This is a genomic window from Geosporobacter subterraneus DSM 17957, from assembly GCF_900142145.1.
Lineage (GTDB): Bacteria > Bacillota > Clostridia > Peptostreptococcales > Thermotaleaceae > Geosporobacter > Geosporobacter subterraneus.
Genome location: NZ_FQZV01000003.1, coordinates 107277 through 126208, shown reverse-complemented (window position 1 = coordinate 126208; position 18932 = coordinate 107277). Strand labels below are relative to the sequence as shown.

The window sequence follows — 18932 nt, the reverse complement described above, 5'->3', positions numbered from 1 at the left end:
AATAGAAATGTAGGGATCGACGCCCTCGTCCTTCCGAATATTTATTAGGATTCTCAGTCACATTTTTATATTAGAATCAATAGTCTTTTTTTATTGTCATCCTGAGTGATAAGGAACAATCTAACATTATAACTCTATCAATTCCTTTGTTGACTTGGACAATCTACGGTGTCCCGTCTCCGTAACCAACACCAAATCCTCTATCCGCACACCGCCAAAATCAGGAAGATAAATTCCCGGTTCATCGGTTACAATCATCCCGGGTTGCAGCACATCCTTGCCTAAGGGAGACAATCGAGGCGACTCATGGATTTCCAAGCCTACCCCGTGACCTAAACCATGGCCAAAATAGGCTCCATAGCCCTTTGATGAGATGATATCCCGGGCAACCTTATCCACTTCAATACCCGTTACACCGGGTCTGATAGATTCCAATGCTCTTATCTGGGCATCCAGAACAATTTCATAAATCTCACGCTGCTTTTCTGTGGCTTTCCCTACCACTACGGTGCGGGTCATATCAGAGCAATAGCCCTGATAAATACAGCCAAAATCTAGGGTTACAAAATCCCCTGCCTCGATCAGTTTATCAGAAGCAACTCCATGGGGAAGGGAAGACCGCTTCCCGGAAGCCACAATACTATCAAAGGAAGTTGCACTGGCGCCCTGTTTCTTCATGAAGCTTTCCAGTTCTAGTGCGATTTCCCATTCACTTACTCCGGGCTTTATGTATCGGCAAATATGTGTGAAAGCCTTATCGGCAATCTCTGCTGCCTTCTCTATACATGCGATTTCCTGGTCATCCTTGATGATTCGAAGCTTGCTTAAAGCATCCTCTAGGGATTCTAAGTGCACCTCAGGCAGCTTCTCCGTTAATTCTTTATGCTCCTGATATGTGACAAAGTCTCCTTCAAAGCCCATGCAATGAACGGGAATATTTTCTAAGATCTGATATAGCGTTTTTTCATTGGAATGTTGAAGAATCTCATAGCCTTCGCACTGGGCTGCAGCCTGTTCTGCATAGCGAAAATCTGTGATGAAATAGGCCTTGTCCATGGTTATGAAGACATACCCGGAAGAGCCGGTAAAGCCGCTCATATATCTTCTGTTTTCGGGCTTATAGATTAATGCACTGTCTAGTTTCATATCCTGCAGCAGTTCTCGAAGCCTAACAATCCTTCTTTCCATTGTGAACCCCCTATTCAGAAAGTATTCATATCTTTTCCAACGATGCTAAAGAATTCCTCTGCTGAATCCTATAATATGATAACACAATTTTATTTGTTTGAACACAGTTTTTCAAGGATTACTACATATTATAACCAACTATCAGAGAAATTTACAAAACATACGGAGATTTAACCATGCCGCTTATTATTTGAAACAATATCAATGGCATCAATGATGGCTTTCATTACATCGGTTTGAAACTGGAGATGCATTTCATTGATTCGGCTGTAAACCTCACCTTTTTGCGTTACTACATAATGAGGCTTAAGATGGTTAAGCGTTATAGCTTTAATATCAAGGATACACTGTTCACAGGTGCAGATATCGGGAAAAGCTCTTAGCATTGCAGGTAAAATATGATCTACTACGTCTTCCATATAATTTTTCAACATAAATGTACCTCCTTCATTGGCTTTTTTGAAGAATTCCATAAAAAAAAGAAAAATCCTTTCTTTTCATCAGGATTTTGTAGATTTAGGCCTTTTTTGCTATCCGTTGTACTCGATTTATCATCCTGAGTGCAGTAAAACGAAGTCGAAGGATCTTATGAGGTAAGGGGAAGTTCCTTTACGAAGTGAAGGCACGTCCTCTTATCTCAGGCCTTAGGATGACTACCTCATTTCCCTTATTCCCTATCATAATTTCGGAAAAACACTACATTTTCCCCTTCAAAGACTTCACTGCCCCTGCTCCCTCTCAGAATAATTTTTATCCCTCTGCAATTTTGGTAGGTCCCTTCGATGGGCTCTACAAAAAAATAGGTGATGTCATTGGCAAAGATCACGTTGGCATCATTGCCATAGCCATACCATAGGCTCTTAACAGCCTGTCTATGTTCAATGACCAGCTTTTTCTTTACGTGATCTCCCTGGGCACTATTGTCAAAAACGATCTTTCTCACATGGGTACGGCTGGCATCATAAAACTGTACACTCTGAATCCCCTTCGCAAAAACTAGCTTATCCACCAAGGTCTCCATAGCAATCTGCATATGATATTGTACCTCCAGCTGGTCCTCCGCCTTTATGAAGCACTGATAATGATAAATGAAATAGGTACAAAGAGGCAGTAAAAGAAAACAAGCTAGAACCAAAGTGATCAATAGCTCTAAGGCAGAATAACCTTTTTCATTTAGAACGCTGAATTTCATCTTTGAGTAACACTCTCCCACTGGAAGGCACAATGGTGACCTCATAGTATTTCCCTGATTTTTTATCCCGGATGGATATCGTGTCAGAATTGGATGGGGCACCATAGCTGGTAAAGCTGATATGTTGTCGAGTATAAAGGATCACTACGTTTTTGGGTGCCTTTACGGTTTTTAATTCTTTAGTACCATTCAGAACCTTATAAAACTGCTCATATAATGTTATTTGATAATTTTCCCCTTCTGTCATTTTCATCAATCGAATATATCGTAGGTCAGCACAGAGCTGGCGGCTGTAAACCTTCATATCAAAAGGTGTTCTATCAATGTGTGGTACCGCCATGGCGGCGAGAATCCCTATAAGACTGATGACCAATACCACTTCGATTAAGGTATATCCCTTGGGGCTTGATTTCATTGCCAACACCTGCCTATTCTTGCGGGAGATAACTCATGCGGGTCAGACTGTTAGGGTTTATAGCGTGAGCTTGGGGGGGATTGTTGGGGATGTCAATCTCAATCCGTGCCTTTTGCTTATAAAAGACATTGTTAAATTTAGCGTTGGATTCAAGCAAGATTTGGCAGGTTTCGTTATGGCTGCTGAAAGGAACAAAGGATAGGATGGTGACTACCGGTGGTAATGGTAACCGCAGATCATCTAAATTTGCATATGTATGGTTTTGCAGCTGTGATACCAAACTTTCATTGAGCCGGGTAAGGTACTGCTGCTTCCACTGCTGGGGGTTTAATCCATCGGCAGGTATGGTATATATCGTAGTTTCAACTTCTTTTGAAATTAACGCATAGGCTTCTTCTAAGGCTGATTCAGCTAAATAAAAGGCGTTTTTTTGGCGCTGGGTAACCAGCTTCATCTTATAATTTAAGGTGCTTAGCCCCAGCAGTGCCATACCTAGAGTACTTAGGACAGCAAAGATGACCAATACAGATATCAAAACTGAACCCTGATTGGAAGATTTGGATATAGGCTTCACAGGCGGCTCCTCCTCAATCGCATCTTCTAAGTCCTACCAATCGCATAAGCTCCCGATTATCTTCTAAACCCTTCAAAACGATCTCAACTTTTTGCAGCCGGCCAGATAAGGCAGCATCGGGATGGGGTTCAAGAGTGCGCAAGATCTTGATATTTTTATCCGGCAGGATGACCTCTATAGGCGTCATGTCAATATTTCTTTCCAACTTGGCATATTCCATATGCTGCTGTACGAGATGGGTATAGGTCATAATCGTCCTGGACTGCTGGTTTATACGGTAGGTTGTGACAAACAATGTGGTGATGGGTATCAACAAAATACCGATAAGTGCAAACCCAATAATGACCTCTATGAGCATTAATCCTCTTTTATTCACGAACACCCCACCTTAACTTTCAGAGAAAAAACGATTTAGCAGGGGCTAACCATTGTGTCTACCCGTAACCCAATATACCTACATACACATATGCTGTCCACATCTATCTTTTTACGATTATCACATGCTAATGTATTCTATATTTACCAAAAAAATCCTTTTCTCTATGCAAAAAAAATTAAATATTTTGAAATAAATTGTAAAAATCCCTCATAAGCAAATCTATATGATTATCCCAAAATATTCTGTAAGCAAAATGTATCATGGTAGTTTGCTCATCTGTATCACATAAAGAAGATCAAAAAATTAATGACAATTGGCCGAGCAAAAGTGAACGTAAAGTCCCTAAACAATTGGACATGCTAGTAAAGGATAGTTGATATCAAATATCTTATATGCTTACAGAGAAAAACAGAGAGGACATGGGAAAGTGAATAATTTGATTTAGAGTCCTTACCATAAAAAAGATCACCTCAAATATTTGTTTGAGATGATTTTATCATAGTTTTTCTAGATGTATTATGTGCAGTTGAGTTTAAGCATACAATCCTTCTCTTTATTTAGTATGATATAACAAATACACGGCTTCTGCCCTTGTCAAATAGGCGTTCTTGTTTTCCAATCCGTTGGAAACTATATTTTTCTCTACCAGTAACTTTTGGCCCATCTCATTCCAGCTAAAATCCGGTTTTGACAGTACAGAACCCATGATAAATTCTACTTCTTCATAGGTGATCGGCGCCCGAGGCCGTAATGTATTGTCCTGATAGCCTGCCACATAACCGCCTAAATATCCCTTAAAGATCGCTTTAGCCATAGAGTTCTCGTAGCTGCCCAATGTGCCATAATCCTCAAACTTGGTGAGATCTATTTGACTTTCAGGCATTGGCCATTGATAGATCTTATCCAGCATGATGACAAATTCTCCTCTGGACATAGGTTCATCGGGCTTGAAGTTATTCTCCAAATCTCCTCTTACATAAAACTTGCTGCCAAAATCATTGATCTCTGTCTGTGCCCAATGGCCTGCGATATCTGCAAAAGGCTTATAGGTTGCATTGACAAGCTTCGTAGGGTCTCCCCCTATAAAAAGGTAGTTAATTTTTAGCCCGCCCTGAGGTGCCATGGCCGAAAATGGATTTTCTTTGAAGAAATCCTCATCTATGTACCAGCGGAACAAATCATCCTTTAAATCAGGACTGTTCTGAAGTCTATAAAAGGACAACTGTATATTCCCGGTTAGGCTTCCGTCTTCTTTACTGGTCATATTAATGTTTTTGACGATGATCTTCTTCTGAAACTTCCAAAATGTCTGCAGATGATTCATCAGTGCAGGATAGCTGCCTTCATAGGATAAATTTATAGAAGAAGCTTCGATCTCAATCTCCCCTAGCTTTTCCATAGCAGGAGGTGTAAAAGCGATATTCAGGACTTTAAAGCTGGGATCCTGAAAAAATTCGTTAAAGAGAAGAATAAACTCCTCCTGCTCTGTATCTGTAAAATACTTTCCTGTAATTTTTCGAATCTGTTCATTGGTTTCGAAAATACTATCATCCAGCTGTTTTTCCACAGCAGCCGCATTTTCCAACCGAGTCATCTCTGCTTTCATTTTTTGGTTTTCCTGCTTTAAGCCCTCTACCCAAAGCAATTGGGGTGTAATAAGAAACTGATAATAACCCCACAAAAAAACCACAACACCTAACAAGGTAACTAAAGTTCTTTCTCGTCTTGTCAGCTTCATACTAATTCACATCCTTTACTGTGAATTGCAGAGCAAAGTCATATATACCTTCTTTGAAAGCTATATTTGATACGAATATATCTGTAAAATATTTACTGATGCGCAGGTTATATTCCAACTCTGCAATAGCCGATTTATCCCTTGCCTTTCCAGAAACTGTTGCCTGGGTGTCCGAAAGCATAAAGCTTGAAAATTGCAGATCCTTTGGTATGGCATCGACTATCGTTTGCACGATCTGCTCATCCAAAATATCTATTTTTTGTATTTCTTTATCACTGTTTTCCACAATGGGCAGTATTTTCTTAATCTCATCCAGCTTAGCCTGCTTTGCTTCTATCCTTTGCAATCTTTCCTTAGCCTCTGCGGAAGCCAGCGTATTCTTCATATCCTGAATGTCCCTTTTCATCTGATAACCATAAACCAGATTAAATACTGGGAAAGCAATCACAGCAACAAGCGATATCACTGCAGTAACCATAAAAAGCCTTTGCTTTTTTTCCCTGCCCTGATGCTGTAGTACATAGGGTTCAAAAAAGTTTAAGTCTCTCATGCTTCTCCCCCTTTACCTTCTGATCATTGCGCCAAGGGCATTGATATAGCGGGTGATATCTATATTTCCCTTGATATTTGAAGTATTGATATTGCTGATGCTCTTTATTGTACGGGTAGGAATGTTGAATGCTTCTTCCATGTACTGCTCTATACCCGCTTGATTAGTGCTTCCGCCATACAAGTAGATGGTGTCTATCTTATTCCCTGTATGCCTTGTCATATGATATTTAAATACCCGCTCAATTTCATCAATCCATGTGTCAATGCTGGATTTGATGATGTTGAGCATCCTGGATTCATCTGAATAGTCGCCCACTCCTGCTGAGATGTCCTTGGCCTCAAGCTTTTTGATCCTTGCCTGCTCTAATGAAATATCTAAAAAGTTTATCAGGTTTTGCTCTATATCCTTTCCGCCCATATTCAACAGCCGGTTGAATTTAAAATTCCCGTTGTCTATAAGGGTTACGTTCATCTGTTGATGACCGATGTCGATGACTGCTATGGTCTTGTTTGCAATGGTCTCTCCCTTATTGATCTGGTGGGCAGGGTCTAGCAGCTTTGTGACTGCATTGGAGTGTATGTCCAATGCAACAGGCTTCATATTTAAGCTTTCTATAAGAGCAAGATACTTCTCTACGATCAGCCGGGGCAATGCAGCCACCAGGATGTTGGCATGTTTGGTATCCCCTTCTTTCAACTCCTCCAACAGCTTATACTGAATTATGTATTGATCCAGTTCTATAGGAAGATACTGCTGGATTTCATAACCGATCATTTCTTTAAGCTCTTGGGCTTTTACCAACGGCAAAACAATTTCGCGTGTGATGATGCTGCTGCTCTCCAATGTACACACCACGGACTTTGTACGGATTTTATTTGTTTGCAGGGCGACTTCAATGATATCCTTTAGCTTTTGCATATCCTGAATCTGTCCGTCCTGATAAACATCAGCAGGTATCGGTACAGTGAAGGCTTTATCCAGCAAAATCATATCTTTGTCTCTCTTTCCCACAAGGATCTTCATGCTATGGGTGCCAATGTCTAAAGACAATAGTTCTTTTTCGTTTATGGACATAGAATTCCTTTTCAAGCTGCTACCCCCTCATATTTATTGCATAAACCTTTGCAGGTACAAAATCCATAAGTCATCTTGAAAGCATATAGTAATCAATGCAGCGATGGCGATAAAAGGACCGAAGGGGATCGCTTCCTTGCGGCTTTTCAGCTTTGCTGCCAACAAAAATACAGATAAAACTGCACCAAGGATAAAAGAAAAAAACATGGTCATCAATATTCCCCGGATGCCCAGCCAAAGCCCCAGCATCCCCATGAGCTTGATATCTCCCCCACCCATGCCGCCGTTGGAAACCACGGCGATCAATAAGAAGACTCCCCCACCTATGAGCAGCCCGCCTAAATGACTGAGCAAGCTGAGCGGTGCTTTAAGTACAAAATGATTGTAAGCTATGTATGCAAAGCCAGCGATTGTGCCCAGCAGCACAATCCCATCGGGTATAATCTGATGATCATAATCAATCCCCGTGATGATAATCAATAAACTGGCTAGAAAGCCAAAAAAGAAAAACTCGAACGTTAATCCAAAAACACTATATAACAATAAAAAAATAATAGCTGTCAATAACTCGAAAAAAGGATACCGTATAGAAATCCTGCTTCTGCAATATCGACATTTTCCCCTATGCAGCCCATAACTGATAACAGGTATGAGGTCTAGTACCTTTAATGACCTCTGACAGCTTGGACAATGGGAAGAGGGAAAAATGATGGATTTCTCTATAGGAATGCGGTAAATACATACATTTAAAAAAGATCCGATGAGTAGTCCAAAAATAAATATAATGATCGCCACAATCCTCTTCCCCCCATAAAAAGTAGTTGAATATTTCTAGAAAATTATACCATCATACTGAAAAATACACAGTTTTAGGGAAAACAATAAAATTAGCTAGAATTCGAAATAACGAAAATGAGTCAAAAAGAACTGATTCTTCTGACTCACTTATGTATTAATATTTCTAAGTAGTCAATAATTTCACAAATCAAATGCTCTTTGCTGCTATGGTCAGACCAACCGCTTGATCAATAGTAGATGCTTAGCTCAGAAAATAATAATCACAATCGCTAACATTTGCAAAAATGTAAATTCCTGACATATATAATAGACAAAGTATTATAAGCTTATTAACTATCAAATTAGTTTTGTATATACTTTAGCCCTAAGTTATCAGAACCTATTATACTATTTCCATCCGCCTTCAAGTTTAATAAGCTGATTTCGGTTTGTCCATTATATGCTTTATTCATATGTTCACTTAATATTTTAAGTTTCAAGGTTGTAGGGTTAATTTTACTAAAAATACTTGAAGCAGTATTTATATGACTACCGTAAGTGAAAGTATGGTAAAGATTTGACGTTTTATCATATTTAACATGAAAAAGTTTACCATCAGATAAATAAAAGTAACTGAATCCACTTTCATGAAGATTAGTATCACAGGCTTCGGATACATTTATTAGTTCTAGATAGGAAGCAAAACGAACCTCTTTAATAATTATATCCATGGCTAAGCGTACCTCGCTTTGGAGATCATATTGGCTGCTGCTTATAATGAATGTGTTGTTTCCATAGAAGAATAGAGAAAATAACACAGTAAAAACAATACTTACCAAGGCAATAGCAATCAGAAGCTCAATTAGTGTTACCCCTTTTGCACTCCATTGAGTAAACCTGTTCATAAATGTAACCACCTTATCTTATTCTATAGCTTGATGCTTATAAACCTGATAAGTTCGCTTTGAAATAACCAATTGTGGCTTTGCTACCATTTTTGTCGTACTCATCTTCAACTTTGAATACATCAACATTAATGTCAAGACTCCTACGATCAAATGTAATGGTTATATTCTAGCTTGAAAGATTCAAAGCAGAATTGCTTTCGATAGTCTTCTGATTATCATATAAGGCTTCTGTTCTGCGTCCTGAACGATTTATATGAATAAACTGATTGGTTAATATCGGAATTAAGCTTACTGAGATAAGTCCGAATAAGGTTATACCTATTATGATCTCAATCAATAAATATCCTTTCTTATTATGATAATATCCCATATTTAATTCACAGCCTTTCAAAAAGAATTCCTCAGAGTATGGTTTATCTCCATGGATTTTGGTCATAACGAATGACAATATTACTCGCAGATGTACCAAAGAATTCGCCTGGAATAGAAAAAGAAGTTGGTGCAAAAATAATTCCAGCATTCGAACCACCTGAACGTTTGAAAGTTTCTGCTATGACTGAGCCCTTTATTTGTGCACTTCCAGACATATTGACAAGAGCCCTCGGTGCATAAAGTATCATACCATGAGCAGATGAACCACCTGCAATATTTACATATGTCCCAAGAGTTACAATATTCCCTTTCATATTTGCCCCTGCAGTAAAATTGATATCAGCGTTTTTAACAAATAAGTTTCCAGAAAATTTAGACGATCCGTCAATTTGAACTGTTTGACTTCCTGCATAATATATATATACATTATCAGGTATGCCATTTTCGTTTAATGACCTGCTTGAACCTAAAGCAAATGAGTTGTCAACATAAAGAAACAGTTTGCCATTCTCACCTACATTCTTTAATTCAATATTTCCTCCAGTTAAATTTAGATTATTAACTCGTATAATACGATTGCCTCCCGCTAGATCAATGGTTATTGTCCGAGAGCTGCTAGGCTGTATTGAATTATAGTAACCATCTTCTGTTATTGGATAATATAAGCTTTCAACCCAAGGGGTTGTAAAATTAGGATTTGCCGGCTGAGGCAATTCGTCTATATTTGGAAAACTTGGAAAAACTGGTTCTGGATATTTTGATGACGGATAAGATGGCATAGAAGAAAACTTGACCCCATTTTCGATATTTTTCCAGAAAGCCCAATTGTTATACCATTGTCCATTGGGGACACCCGGAACTTTATACTCAGGCGGAGCTTCTCCGTTAGTTGAACCCCTGTCAGTGGATATGACAATCTTTGGATCAGTACCAGGTTTTAAATAAAGAGAACCATTTCTGATATTATAATTGCTTCCTCCAGAAAATTTGATAGAGTTTTCTTTTGTTGAGTTAATTGCTACATCTCCTTGTATGAAAGCTCCGCTGGATAACTCTAACGCAATGTTAGAATCTTCTGATAAGGCTACCAAAGCGTTTTCTTCTGAAGATGGGTTATAAGCTCCACCGCCAGATTCAGTTGATACTACCAACGTAACTGTAACGCTGTCCGATACCCCTCTATAATTTCCTGTTGAAATAATATCGAGCTTTTCTTTACTGCCAACAGTTTTTCTTACAGTTTTTATAGTGAAATTACCATCAAGAAAACTTGTAGCATTACTTGTTTTATTGGAGATATCATCAAGTAAATTATTCATGTTTGTAAAACTTTCACGATAGGATTTTTCTATCAGATAGGCAGCCATGGTTTCAGCTCCTGATCTTGCTATGTAATGAGCTTGCATTTTATTGTTTTGATAAATGCTATACCGATTATCTGCAATGCTGATAGACATTGTTGCAGCGGTGAGTATTATAAGAACCGTAAAAACCATTAAAGACAATGGAATAATTGCACCCTGATTATTATAAATGTGTTTTCTCAACATCACAATCTCCCTTCAAGCACAGGTGAAAATAAAAGTATCAAACAAAAAAAGTAGAATTGTTGTATTATTAAAACAAATTTTCTGTAATTTTATTATAAAGTCAGATCCTAAAATAGTCAAATACAAGCATAAGCCTTGGCATAATAAAGACGCCTATTTTTATTCCTGATTCCTTCAAAACAGCATATTATGATTATTTGTTATTTAAACTCATCGTAATGTTAACTCGCAAATTTTGCTGAAATTAACTTGTCAAGTTATTTGGTTTTCATTTATGCCTGTAAAATAAAAAAGTCAACCTCTTTCAGATTGACTTTTTTATAGCTTGTTTTGCACAGTTTACTTAGACTGAGTCTAACTACAATAGGAAGTGTCAATACCCCCGTCCCCTCATCGCCGTCCTATTTTTCCACATAATTTGTAGTAGGGCCAGTAACAGTATATTTTCCAGTGGTAGGTGAATATGATAAACCCCATGCAGCAGAAGGAGCAGATTGCGGGCTAGAAGGAACAGTCATATAAGTTATACCATTAACAGTCCAATCACCACCAGCTGTTGGAAATGCTTCTGTACCACTCAAGCTAGCCGCACCTCCTGGAGATAGATTTTTTTCTGCATCAATCATTCTTGCTACTTTAATAATTTGGTCAGAAGTGGCATGGTCGGCCTTTAACTTTGAATTTTGTTGAACGTTTGAAAATCTTGGTATAGCAATTGCCGCCAAAATACCTAAAATCGCAATAACCACAATCAGTTCAATGAGCGTGAAGCCCTTTCTGTTGTGCATTCTTTTTGTAAATACTTTGATCATAACTTTCTCCTCCTTTTATTTTCTCTCTTATGTATGAATGCATTTATGAATATCCCCCTGCGATCACCCCCGTTTGAGATTGATGATAAATGCTTATATTAAAGCTTATATAGCTTAACAGACAACTTTTTTGGTGCAAGATTCGAGGTTCAAGGTACAAGTAAAAGCATAAAGATCTAAATCAATATAATTGCTTACCCTATTGAACCGTCTTCAGCATATCAAACATCGGCAGCACCATGGCAATGACGATAAAACCGATGATCAAACCCATTACCAAAATCATGATTGGTTCAAACAATGTAACCATTTTCTGCAAGGCTGTCTCTACCTCATCATCATAGAAGTTTGCCGTCTTGTCCAGGATATCATCTAATGTACCAGATTCTTCTCCGATATGAATCATGTTATCCACCATGGGGGGGAATATACCTAGTCTTCTGATAGGAGGTGCTAGGGGAACACCGCGGCGAACCTCTTCTCTCACATTCATTATGCCATCAGCTGCTACCTTGTTCCCTACTACATTGGCCACGTTCTCCATAGCCTGAAGCAGCGGAATCCCGCTGGACAGAAGGGTAGACAAGGTGCGGGTAAACCGTGCTGTAATGATCTTCTGTGTTAGACCCCCTATTATAGGGAAATTTAGTTTCAGTTTATCAAATTTAAGTCTTCCGTTAGTGGTTAGGGTATAACGCTTAACACCATAGACGATAGCAATAATACCCAGCAGGAATAGATACCAAAAATTCTTTAGAAGTTCGCTGAACTTCATGAGTATTCTAGTGGGCAGCGGCAGCGGTACACCGCTTCCCTGAAACATACCTATGAAAGTGGGCATGACGAAGGTCAGAAGGAAAACTACTACGACTGTAGCTACAACACTGAGGATGATCGGATAAACCATAGCACCCTTGATCTTGTTGTTGATCTTGGTTTCTTTTTCATAGTGAACAGCCATGCGCTCCAGGATCGTATCGATGGAACCGCTGGCTTCTCCTGCCTCTACCATATGGATCAGCAGCTCTGGAAATATATCCATATGTTTTTTCAGGGATTCTGAAAAGGTTAAGCCTTTTTGCACTTCTTCGTATACTTCTTCTAAAACATTTCTTAACTTTTTGTTTTCTGTCTGACTACGCAGAATATCCAAACAGTTTATAATCGGCACTCCGGCATTGAGCATGGTATAGGTTTGTCTGCAAAATACTGCGATATCTTTGGTTTTGACACCACCTAAAAGATTTACCTCCCGTAACTGACTGTCAACCTCTTCCTGGATCATGACAGGATAGCTGTTGCTGCTGCGAAGCATTTGTATGACTTCCTGCTGTGAGTTGGCAGTGAAGGTCCCCTGGTGGCTCTGTCCGTTGACGCCGATGGCTTTGTATTTGTAGATAGGCATATAATCACCTCGAATTCGTGTGGAACAGCACACAGGCTTGCTCCCTACAGTATTATAGGGGTGTAGATAAAAGCCACCCATATGATTAAGAATCAAATAATAAATTATGATTTTCCGGAACGACGAGGGCGTCGTTCCCTACATTAAGATCCTTCGACTTCGTTTCACTGTGCGCAGGATGACAGTTTAGACTAGAAGCCGATGGTTTTTTTCATCATATCCAGGTCTAAAGAGTAGTTCAGTGCATTTTCTTTGGAGATGATGCCCTGCTTGTACAGTTCCATGAGAGAATAATCCATCGTCTGCATCCCAGCTTTGATTCCTGTTTGAATCGAGGTTTGGATCTGATGAGTTTTGCCCTCTCGGATCAGGTTTCGTATGGCGTTATTTGCCAGCATAACTTCAAAGGCAGCGACCCTTCCATGTCCTTCTTGCTTAGGCAGCAGCTGCTGCGAGATAATTCCTTCCAATACTGCTGCCAGCTGGATACGGATCTGCTGCTGCTGATAAGGCGGAAATACGTCTATAATCCGGTCAATGGTCTTTGCTGCACCAATGGTATGGAGGGTAGACAGTACTAAATGTCCTGTTTCAGCCGCAGTGATGGCGATGCTCATGGTTTCTAAATCACGCATCTCGCCAACCAAAATAACATCAGGGTCCTGACGGAGTGCTGCTCTTAGTCCCTTACTGAAGGATTGGGTATCATCACCTATTTCCCGCTGGTTGATAATGCATTTGTTGTGCTTATGGAGATATTCTATGGGATCTTCTAAGGTTAGTACATGACCGCTTCGCTCATGATTGATCAAGTCGATCATAGAAGCTAAGGTAGTGGATTTTCCGCTTCCCGTTGGTCCCGTTACCAGAATAAGACCCCTTGTTTTCTTCGTCAGCTCTTTAACACTGGGGGGCAGTCCTAAATCCTCCAAAGATGGAATATGGATATTCACCACCCGTATGGCCATGCAGTAGCTTCCCCGCTGCTTGTAGATGTTCATACGGAATCTTCCTAAGCCTGGGTTGGAAAAGGATAAATCCAATTCACCTTTTTGCTCCAGTTGTTTGATTTGCTCCACCGTCAGCATTTGTCTCGCTAAGACTGCGGTATCCTCTGAGCTGAGTGTTGTATCTCCCATTTTTTCCAAGTGTCCGTCTACTCTGATGATCGGTGGTACATTAACAGTAATATGTAAATCTGATGCTCTAGCCGCTACTGCTTTTTCCAATAGGCTTAAAATGTCCATTCTCATTCCCCCTTAATCTAGATTGTAGGTCATTCGGAGCAGCTCATCTACAGTAGTGATTCCACTGATAACCAGTTCTCTGCAGCTTTGACGAAGTGTCGTCATCCCCTGATCCACCGCAGCTCTTCTCAAATCCTCTGTATTGCTTCGCTCATCAATAAGCCTTTTGATATCCTTGGTGATAGGCATAATCTCATGTATAGAGGTTCTGCCCCGATAACCGGTTTGATTGCAGGCATTGCATCCTTCCCCTTTATACAGCATCATTCCGTCAGTCAATTCCAACAGTTGGATTTCTCCAGCACTAGGAGGATAGGCAGTCTTACAGTTAGTACAAATTTTTTTTACCAGACGCTGGGCTATGATGCCAACCACTGAACTGGAGATCAGGTAAGGTTCAATACCCATGTCCACCAATCTGGCAATCGTGGATGCAGTATCATTTGTATGAACGGTACTGAGGACAAGATGACCTGTTATGGCTGCCCGTACTGCGATCTGTGCTGTCTCTGCATCCCGGATTTCTCCGATCATAACGATGTCTGGATCCTGCCGCAGTATAGCACGGAGTCCGCTGGCGAAGGTTAAACCCGCCTTTATGTTTACTTGAGACTGATTTATTCCTTCCAGTCTGTATTCCACAGGGTCTTCCACGGTAATGATGTTTTTTTGTACATCATTTAATTCTCTAAGGGCGGCATAGAGAGTAGTGGTTTTTCCACTCCCAGTTGGACCTGTAACGAGGATAATCCCAAAGGGGTTTTTGATAATTTGGTCAAATACCTGTAGATTTTTTGGTGTAAAACCTAATTCACTTTTACTGATAATTACACCGCTTCTATCAAGCAGACGTATTACAACTTTTTCGCCATATACAGTAGGCATAACAGAAATCCGCATGTCAACCTCTCTGCCGTCTACATTCATCTCTACTCTGCCATCCTGAGGAATTCGCTTTTCTGCAATATCCATCTTTCCCATGATTTTGATTCGGGTGACAATGGCGGAATGGCTGGATTTGGATGGTGTCATATTCTCTTGTAACTCGCCGTCTACCCGAAAACGAACTCGTAGAATTCTCTCATAGGGTTCTATATGTATATCACTGGCTCTCATTTTCACTGCTTGAGAGATGATTGAGTTTACCAGCTTTACTACTGGAGCGTTATTGATCTGGGCCAGGCTTTCTTCGTCAATCTCTTCAGCGATTTCATCATAGCTTTCTTTAAACTCCTCTAAAGCTTTTTCTGCACTAGCCTTTTGATAGTACTGATCAATAGCCATTAAAACATCTTTGCGGGTAGCAATCACTGGCTCCACATCATAACCTGTAATGAGCTTGATATCATCCATGGCAAATATGTTTAAAGGATCTGACATAGCTACTACCAGTTTGCCTCTTTCTATCCGGATAGGAATCAATATATGTCGTCTTGCAACTTTTTCGCTGATCAGCTTTGGTATATCCGGATTTATATAATACTTGTCTAATACTACATGGGGGATACCCAGCTGAAACTCTAAAACCTCGATGATTTGTTTTTCCTGGAGTATGCCTTCTTCTATAAGAACCTCGCCGAGTTTTTTATTTAATTTTTTTTGCAGCTGTAAGGCATCTATCAGCTGCTCTTCTGTAATTAAGCTGGCTTCAACCAATAGGTCACCTAATCTTTTATTTTTAACATTCATTAGATTCCGTCCTCTCAGTAGTCATAAAGACTGATAATTGCCTAAAAAAACGAAAATAAAATCTGAAAAAAAAGCTAACAATACCCATCGATTGTTAGCCGGTTACGCCGCCACATCCCTACAGCATAAGGCGTCCAAATGTATCTGTAGTTCAACTGTTCAAGGTTTATTATTTTTTTATTACTTATTCGACGAAATTATCTAAAATCCTGTTAGGATATAAAAAAACTGTAAAATACTGTTGAAGTCAGGATTAGATATTATCACTTTATATCCATTTTTACAGCAGTAAACATGTCTCCTTAAACTAAATTCGACATCAGCAGACACCATATGCTGTAGCAAAGAGAAGATGTCTTGCTAATACTTGGTCTCAGAATGAGGCAAATTTAAAAGCTGTATAATTTAACATGTAAATAATACAGCTTTCTAGATCTATTATTTATCCATATGATAATTTGAAAGTACCGCCTTTAATACATGCCTCTCTACCTTGCGTACCAAGGTAGTCCACCAAAATTCTCTCCCCTCCAGGGGAACCACAAGTATGGTAAACAATCCCAAGCGGTTTCCGCCCAATATATCGGTAAAGAGTTGGTCGCCGATTACCGCCGTGGTATCCGGAATGGTACCCATGATCTCCATAGCTCGCCGAAATGGCCCTCTGCGAGGCTTTCTTGCTCTATGGATAGCCGGCAGCTTTAAGGTTTCATTGAATACCACCACTCGGTCCTCTGTATTGTTGGACACAAGACAGATAGAGAAGCCTGTTTCCTGCAGTTCCAAGAGCCAAGCCTTGACTGCATCGCTGGCGTATTTTTTATCCCACTGTACCAGTGTATTGTCAATATCGATAATCAGGCCTCTGATCTGTTTTTTCTTTAAAAGGTTTATATCTATTTGGAATACGGATTCTGCGTAATGCTTTGGTGTTAATCTTGTCAGCATTTTTTCACCTCTATGATTGGAATATATATTTACCATTATAACCCAGAATCCATAGAAGCAGTACATGTTTTTCCGGAAATTATATTTCCGTGGAAATAGTGATATTTCAACATCTTACGGCAATGCTCTTGTATTTTTGACGAATAGTTCTTATTTTATCGGATGGAGCTGGATATCGCCGGATACTGTTCGGATTGAGACTTTGTGACTGCTGTTCCCTACTCTGCCGGAGATGCTTTTTTTATTTACACTGCCTGTTAGAGTAATAGGAAAATCACTGATGAAATTACCGGAGACTGTATCGGTTTCGATAGCAAAGGAAGCTGTTTTAGGCAGTTTTATGCTTACTTTGCCTGAAGTGGTTTTAGCCTTGATATCATGATTAAAGCTTGCATAGCTTACATTTAGATCTCCTGAAATGGATTCAAGATCCATGTTGCCCTGACTGTTTTCTAAGCGAATATTGCCGGAGGTAGTCTTTAGGGTGCTATCTTCTGTTTTGCAGTTTTCTATAGTGATTTTTCCCGACACCGACTTTTGGTTTAAGGTCTTCACATCAAGATGCGTGATTTGCATATCCCCTGAAGTGCTGCCCAAGTCTGCTGTATTTCCCACTAAAGACTTTGCAATCAAATTGCCGGATACAGAAGTAAATCTGAAATCTGTGTGTTCTAGGGTATCTATTTTTGTAGTTCCTGAGACATTTCTAATATCCATGGCCTGCCTGTAAGCTTTGGGGACATAAACATCTAAAGCTGTATTTTCATTGATGAAACCGACGATATTATTTGATTTTCTTTTGATGGATAGTTTTATACGGTCTCCGCTGCTTGAGGCATCCAGATAAGGGATATAGTTTTCAGAGCTGGTGGATACGGTACCATGAAAGTGAGCTTTTAGCGTTGTTCCATCTGTTGTGGGTATAATATTGATGTTGCTGCTGGCCGCTTCAATATCGATTTGCTTCAAGCCATCGATATCAAAGGTCTTTTCTTCATTGATTTCTCTGCTGACGGTTCCCCCGATCGATCCTTTTTCCTGGTTTTGTATATTGGGAGTAGCCGTATTCCTTCCTATTGAAAAACTTCTGGTTAAAAAGGAAGTTATGGCTGCCAGGGAAAAGGAAACCACTACTACAAGGGATAAAATGAGAATTAATTTTTTCATATTGATGTTTTTAAACATGTTATACCCTCCTACCGGTGATAATACGTAAGTTTAATTTAATATATTGAAGCGTAGCTTTGTAGAAATACATGGACAGATAACAGTTGCCGATAATGAATAGAATGCCTAAGGCAGTGGTTCCTATTGCCGCAAAGAAAGTGGCCAGGGGATTCATGTGGATGCTGAAGGGCAAGTGCATGCTCCATCCGAAAAATGGAAACAGTATTGAACCTCCAAACATTGCTACTCCTGATATGGTTATGCCAAAGGCTGCGGCAAACAGTGCAGTGAGTATTCCAACCAGTGCCAAAAAAGGACCCAGGATAAATATGACATTGAAGAATCCAAGACTTATGGTTGCAAATACAGCCCTTAGTACATTGGTGGTAGAGGTATCCGTTTCAGCCCTTTTGAGTGCATGGCCAACAGTAAATTCTTTGGCTAGATTTTTTGGATCTCCCAATGAAGCGGCAATTTCTTCTTCTGTTTTTCCTTGCTCAAGGCCCATTTGAAAATGTTCTTCATAGTCGTATAGTATCTCGTTTCTCTCTTCTACGGATATGTTGCTCAAGGATTGCTCCAGTGTATTTAGAAATTCTGCTTTACGCAAGTTCTTCATCTCCTTCCAAAATATGATTTATTCCTTTTACAAATCGGAACCATTCCATCAGCAGTTCCTCTTTCGTTTTTTTTCCTAAGGGTGTCAGTCTGTAGTATTTTCGTGGCGGGCCTTCCTGCGATTCTTGAAGATATGTGATGAAGTACCCTTCTTCCTTTAATCTTCGCAGCAATGGATAGATGGTTCCCTCGGAAATCGCTATATTTTTTGAGATTTCGTTGACCAGCTCATATCCATAGCAATCCTTACGATCCAGCATAGCCAGTACGCAAAGCTCCAGTACGCCTTTTTTGAATTGTATGTTCATTAGGACTCCTTTCTGTAC

Annotated in this window: 20 protein-coding genes; all 20 read right to left on the bottom strand. The window is 39.7% G+C overall.

All coding sequences use genetic code 11. The features are described from left to right. Positions 1-126: 126 nt before the first annotated feature. Positions 127-1188, bottom strand: coding sequence for a M24 family metallopeptidase (locus BUB56_RS00655; RefSeq protein ID WP_110939449.1), 1062 nt, complete (start codon positions 1186-1188; stop codon positions 127-129). A 170-nt stretch (positions 1189-1358) separates the two neighbouring features. Further along, positions 1359-1622, bottom strand: coding sequence for a late competence development ComFB family protein (locus BUB56_RS00650; RefSeq protein ID WP_110939448.1), 264 nt, complete (start codon positions 1620-1622; stop codon positions 1359-1361). A gap of 233 nt (positions 1623-1855) precedes the next feature. Next, positions 1856-2380, bottom strand: a complete 525-nt coding sequence (locus BUB56_RS00645; RefSeq protein ID WP_110939447.1) for a hypothetical protein — start codon at positions 2378-2380, stop codon at positions 1856-1858. Next, positions 2358-2795 (bottom strand): type II secretion system protein, encoded by a 438-nt coding sequence (locus BUB56_RS00640; RefSeq protein ID WP_110939446.1) that lies wholly within the window; start codon positions 2793-2795, stop codon positions 2358-2360. Before BUB56_RS00640 ends, BUB56_RS00645 begins: the two co-directional genes overlap by 23 nt. A gap of 13 nt (positions 2796-2808) precedes the next feature. Next, a complete protein-coding gene (locus tag BUB56_RS00635) occupies positions 2809-3369 on the bottom strand; it encodes a pilus assembly PilX family protein (RefSeq protein ID WP_110939445.1) in 561 nt (186 codons plus the stop codon). 13 nt (positions 3370-3382) lie between these two features. Continuing rightward, positions 3383-3745, bottom strand: a complete 363-nt coding sequence (locus BUB56_RS00630) for a type IV pilus modification PilV family protein (protein WP_110939444.1) — start codon at positions 3743-3745, stop codon at positions 3383-3385. A 556-nt stretch (positions 3746-4301) separates the two neighbouring features. After that, the gene (locus BUB56_RS00625; RefSeq protein ID WP_110939443.1) at positions 4302-5486 is read right to left on the bottom strand and encodes an S-layer homology domain-containing protein; all 1185 of its coding nucleotides are present in this window, start codon (positions 5484-5486) and stop codon (positions 4302-4304) included. Position 5487: 1 nt separating this feature from the next. Next, positions 5488-6036 (bottom strand): PilN domain-containing protein, encoded by a 549-nt coding sequence (locus BUB56_RS00620; protein WP_110939442.1) that lies wholly within the window; start codon positions 6034-6036, stop codon positions 5488-5490. A gap of 12 nt (positions 6037-6048) precedes the next feature. Continuing rightward, positions 6049-7128: a type IV pilus assembly protein PilM gene (gene pilM, locus BUB56_RS00615; protein WP_110939441.1), complete on the bottom strand. Its 1080-nt coding sequence runs from the start codon at positions 7126-7128 to the stop codon at positions 6049-6051. Between the two features lie 18 nt (positions 7129-7146). Beyond that, entirely contained in the window at positions 7147-7908 is a 762-nt protein-coding gene (locus BUB56_RS00610) for a prepilin peptidase (protein WP_110939440.1), read from the bottom strand. A gap of 344 nt (positions 7909-8252) precedes the next feature. Then, positions 8253-8795, bottom strand: a complete 543-nt coding sequence (locus tag BUB56_RS00605; protein WP_110939439.1) for a PilW family protein — start codon at positions 8793-8795, stop codon at positions 8253-8255. Between the two features lie 416 nt (positions 8796-9211). Then, the gene (locus BUB56_RS00595; protein ID WP_190014004.1) at positions 9212-10717 is read right to left on the bottom strand and encodes a DUF7305 domain-containing protein; all 1506 of its coding nucleotides are present in this window, start codon (positions 10715-10717) and stop codon (positions 9212-9214) included. Between the two features lie 404 nt (positions 10718-11121). Further along, the gene (locus BUB56_RS20060) at positions 11122-11532 is read right to left on the bottom strand and encodes a type II secretion system protein (protein ID WP_110939436.1); all 411 of its coding nucleotides are present in this window, start codon (positions 11530-11532) and stop codon (positions 11122-11124) included. 199 nt (positions 11533-11731) lie between these two features. Beyond that, positions 11732-12937 (bottom strand): type II secretion system F family protein, encoded by a 1206-nt coding sequence (locus BUB56_RS00585; RefSeq protein WP_110939435.1) that lies wholly within the window; start codon positions 12935-12937, stop codon positions 11732-11734. Positions 12938-13128: 191 nt separating this feature from the next. Beyond that, positions 13129-14184: a type IV pilus twitching motility protein PilT gene (locus BUB56_RS00580; RefSeq protein WP_110939434.1), complete on the bottom strand. Its 1056-nt coding sequence runs from the start codon at positions 14182-14184 to the stop codon at positions 13129-13131. 12 nt (positions 14185-14196) lie between these two features. Further along, positions 14197-15873 carry a type II secretion system ATPase GspE gene (gene gspE / locus BUB56_RS00575; protein WP_110939433.1) on the bottom strand — a complete coding sequence of 559 codons (1677 nt, stop codon included), beginning with the start codon at positions 15871-15873 and terminating at the stop codon, positions 14197-14199. Between the two features lie 438 nt (positions 15874-16311). Beyond that, the gene (locus BUB56_RS00570) at positions 16312-16821 is read right to left on the bottom strand and encodes a YqeG family HAD IIIA-type phosphatase (RefSeq protein ID WP_110939432.1); all 510 of its coding nucleotides are present in this window, start codon (positions 16819-16821) and stop codon (positions 16312-16314) included. 150 nt (positions 16822-16971) lie between these two features. Next, entirely contained in the window at positions 16972-18006 is a 1035-nt protein-coding gene (locus tag BUB56_RS00565; RefSeq protein WP_110939431.1) for a DUF4097 family beta strand repeat-containing protein, read from the bottom strand. A 1-nt stretch (position 18007) separates the two neighbouring features. Beyond that, positions 18008-18598, bottom strand: a complete 591-nt coding sequence (locus BUB56_RS00560; protein ID WP_190014002.1) for an HAAS signaling domain-containing protein — start codon at positions 18596-18598, stop codon at positions 18008-18010. Beyond that, positions 18591-18914, bottom strand: coding sequence for a PadR family transcriptional regulator (locus BUB56_RS00555; RefSeq protein WP_110939429.1), 324 nt, complete (start codon positions 18912-18914; stop codon positions 18591-18593). Before BUB56_RS00555 ends, BUB56_RS00560 begins: the two co-directional genes overlap by 8 nt. Positions 18915-18932 lie beyond the last annotated feature (18 nt).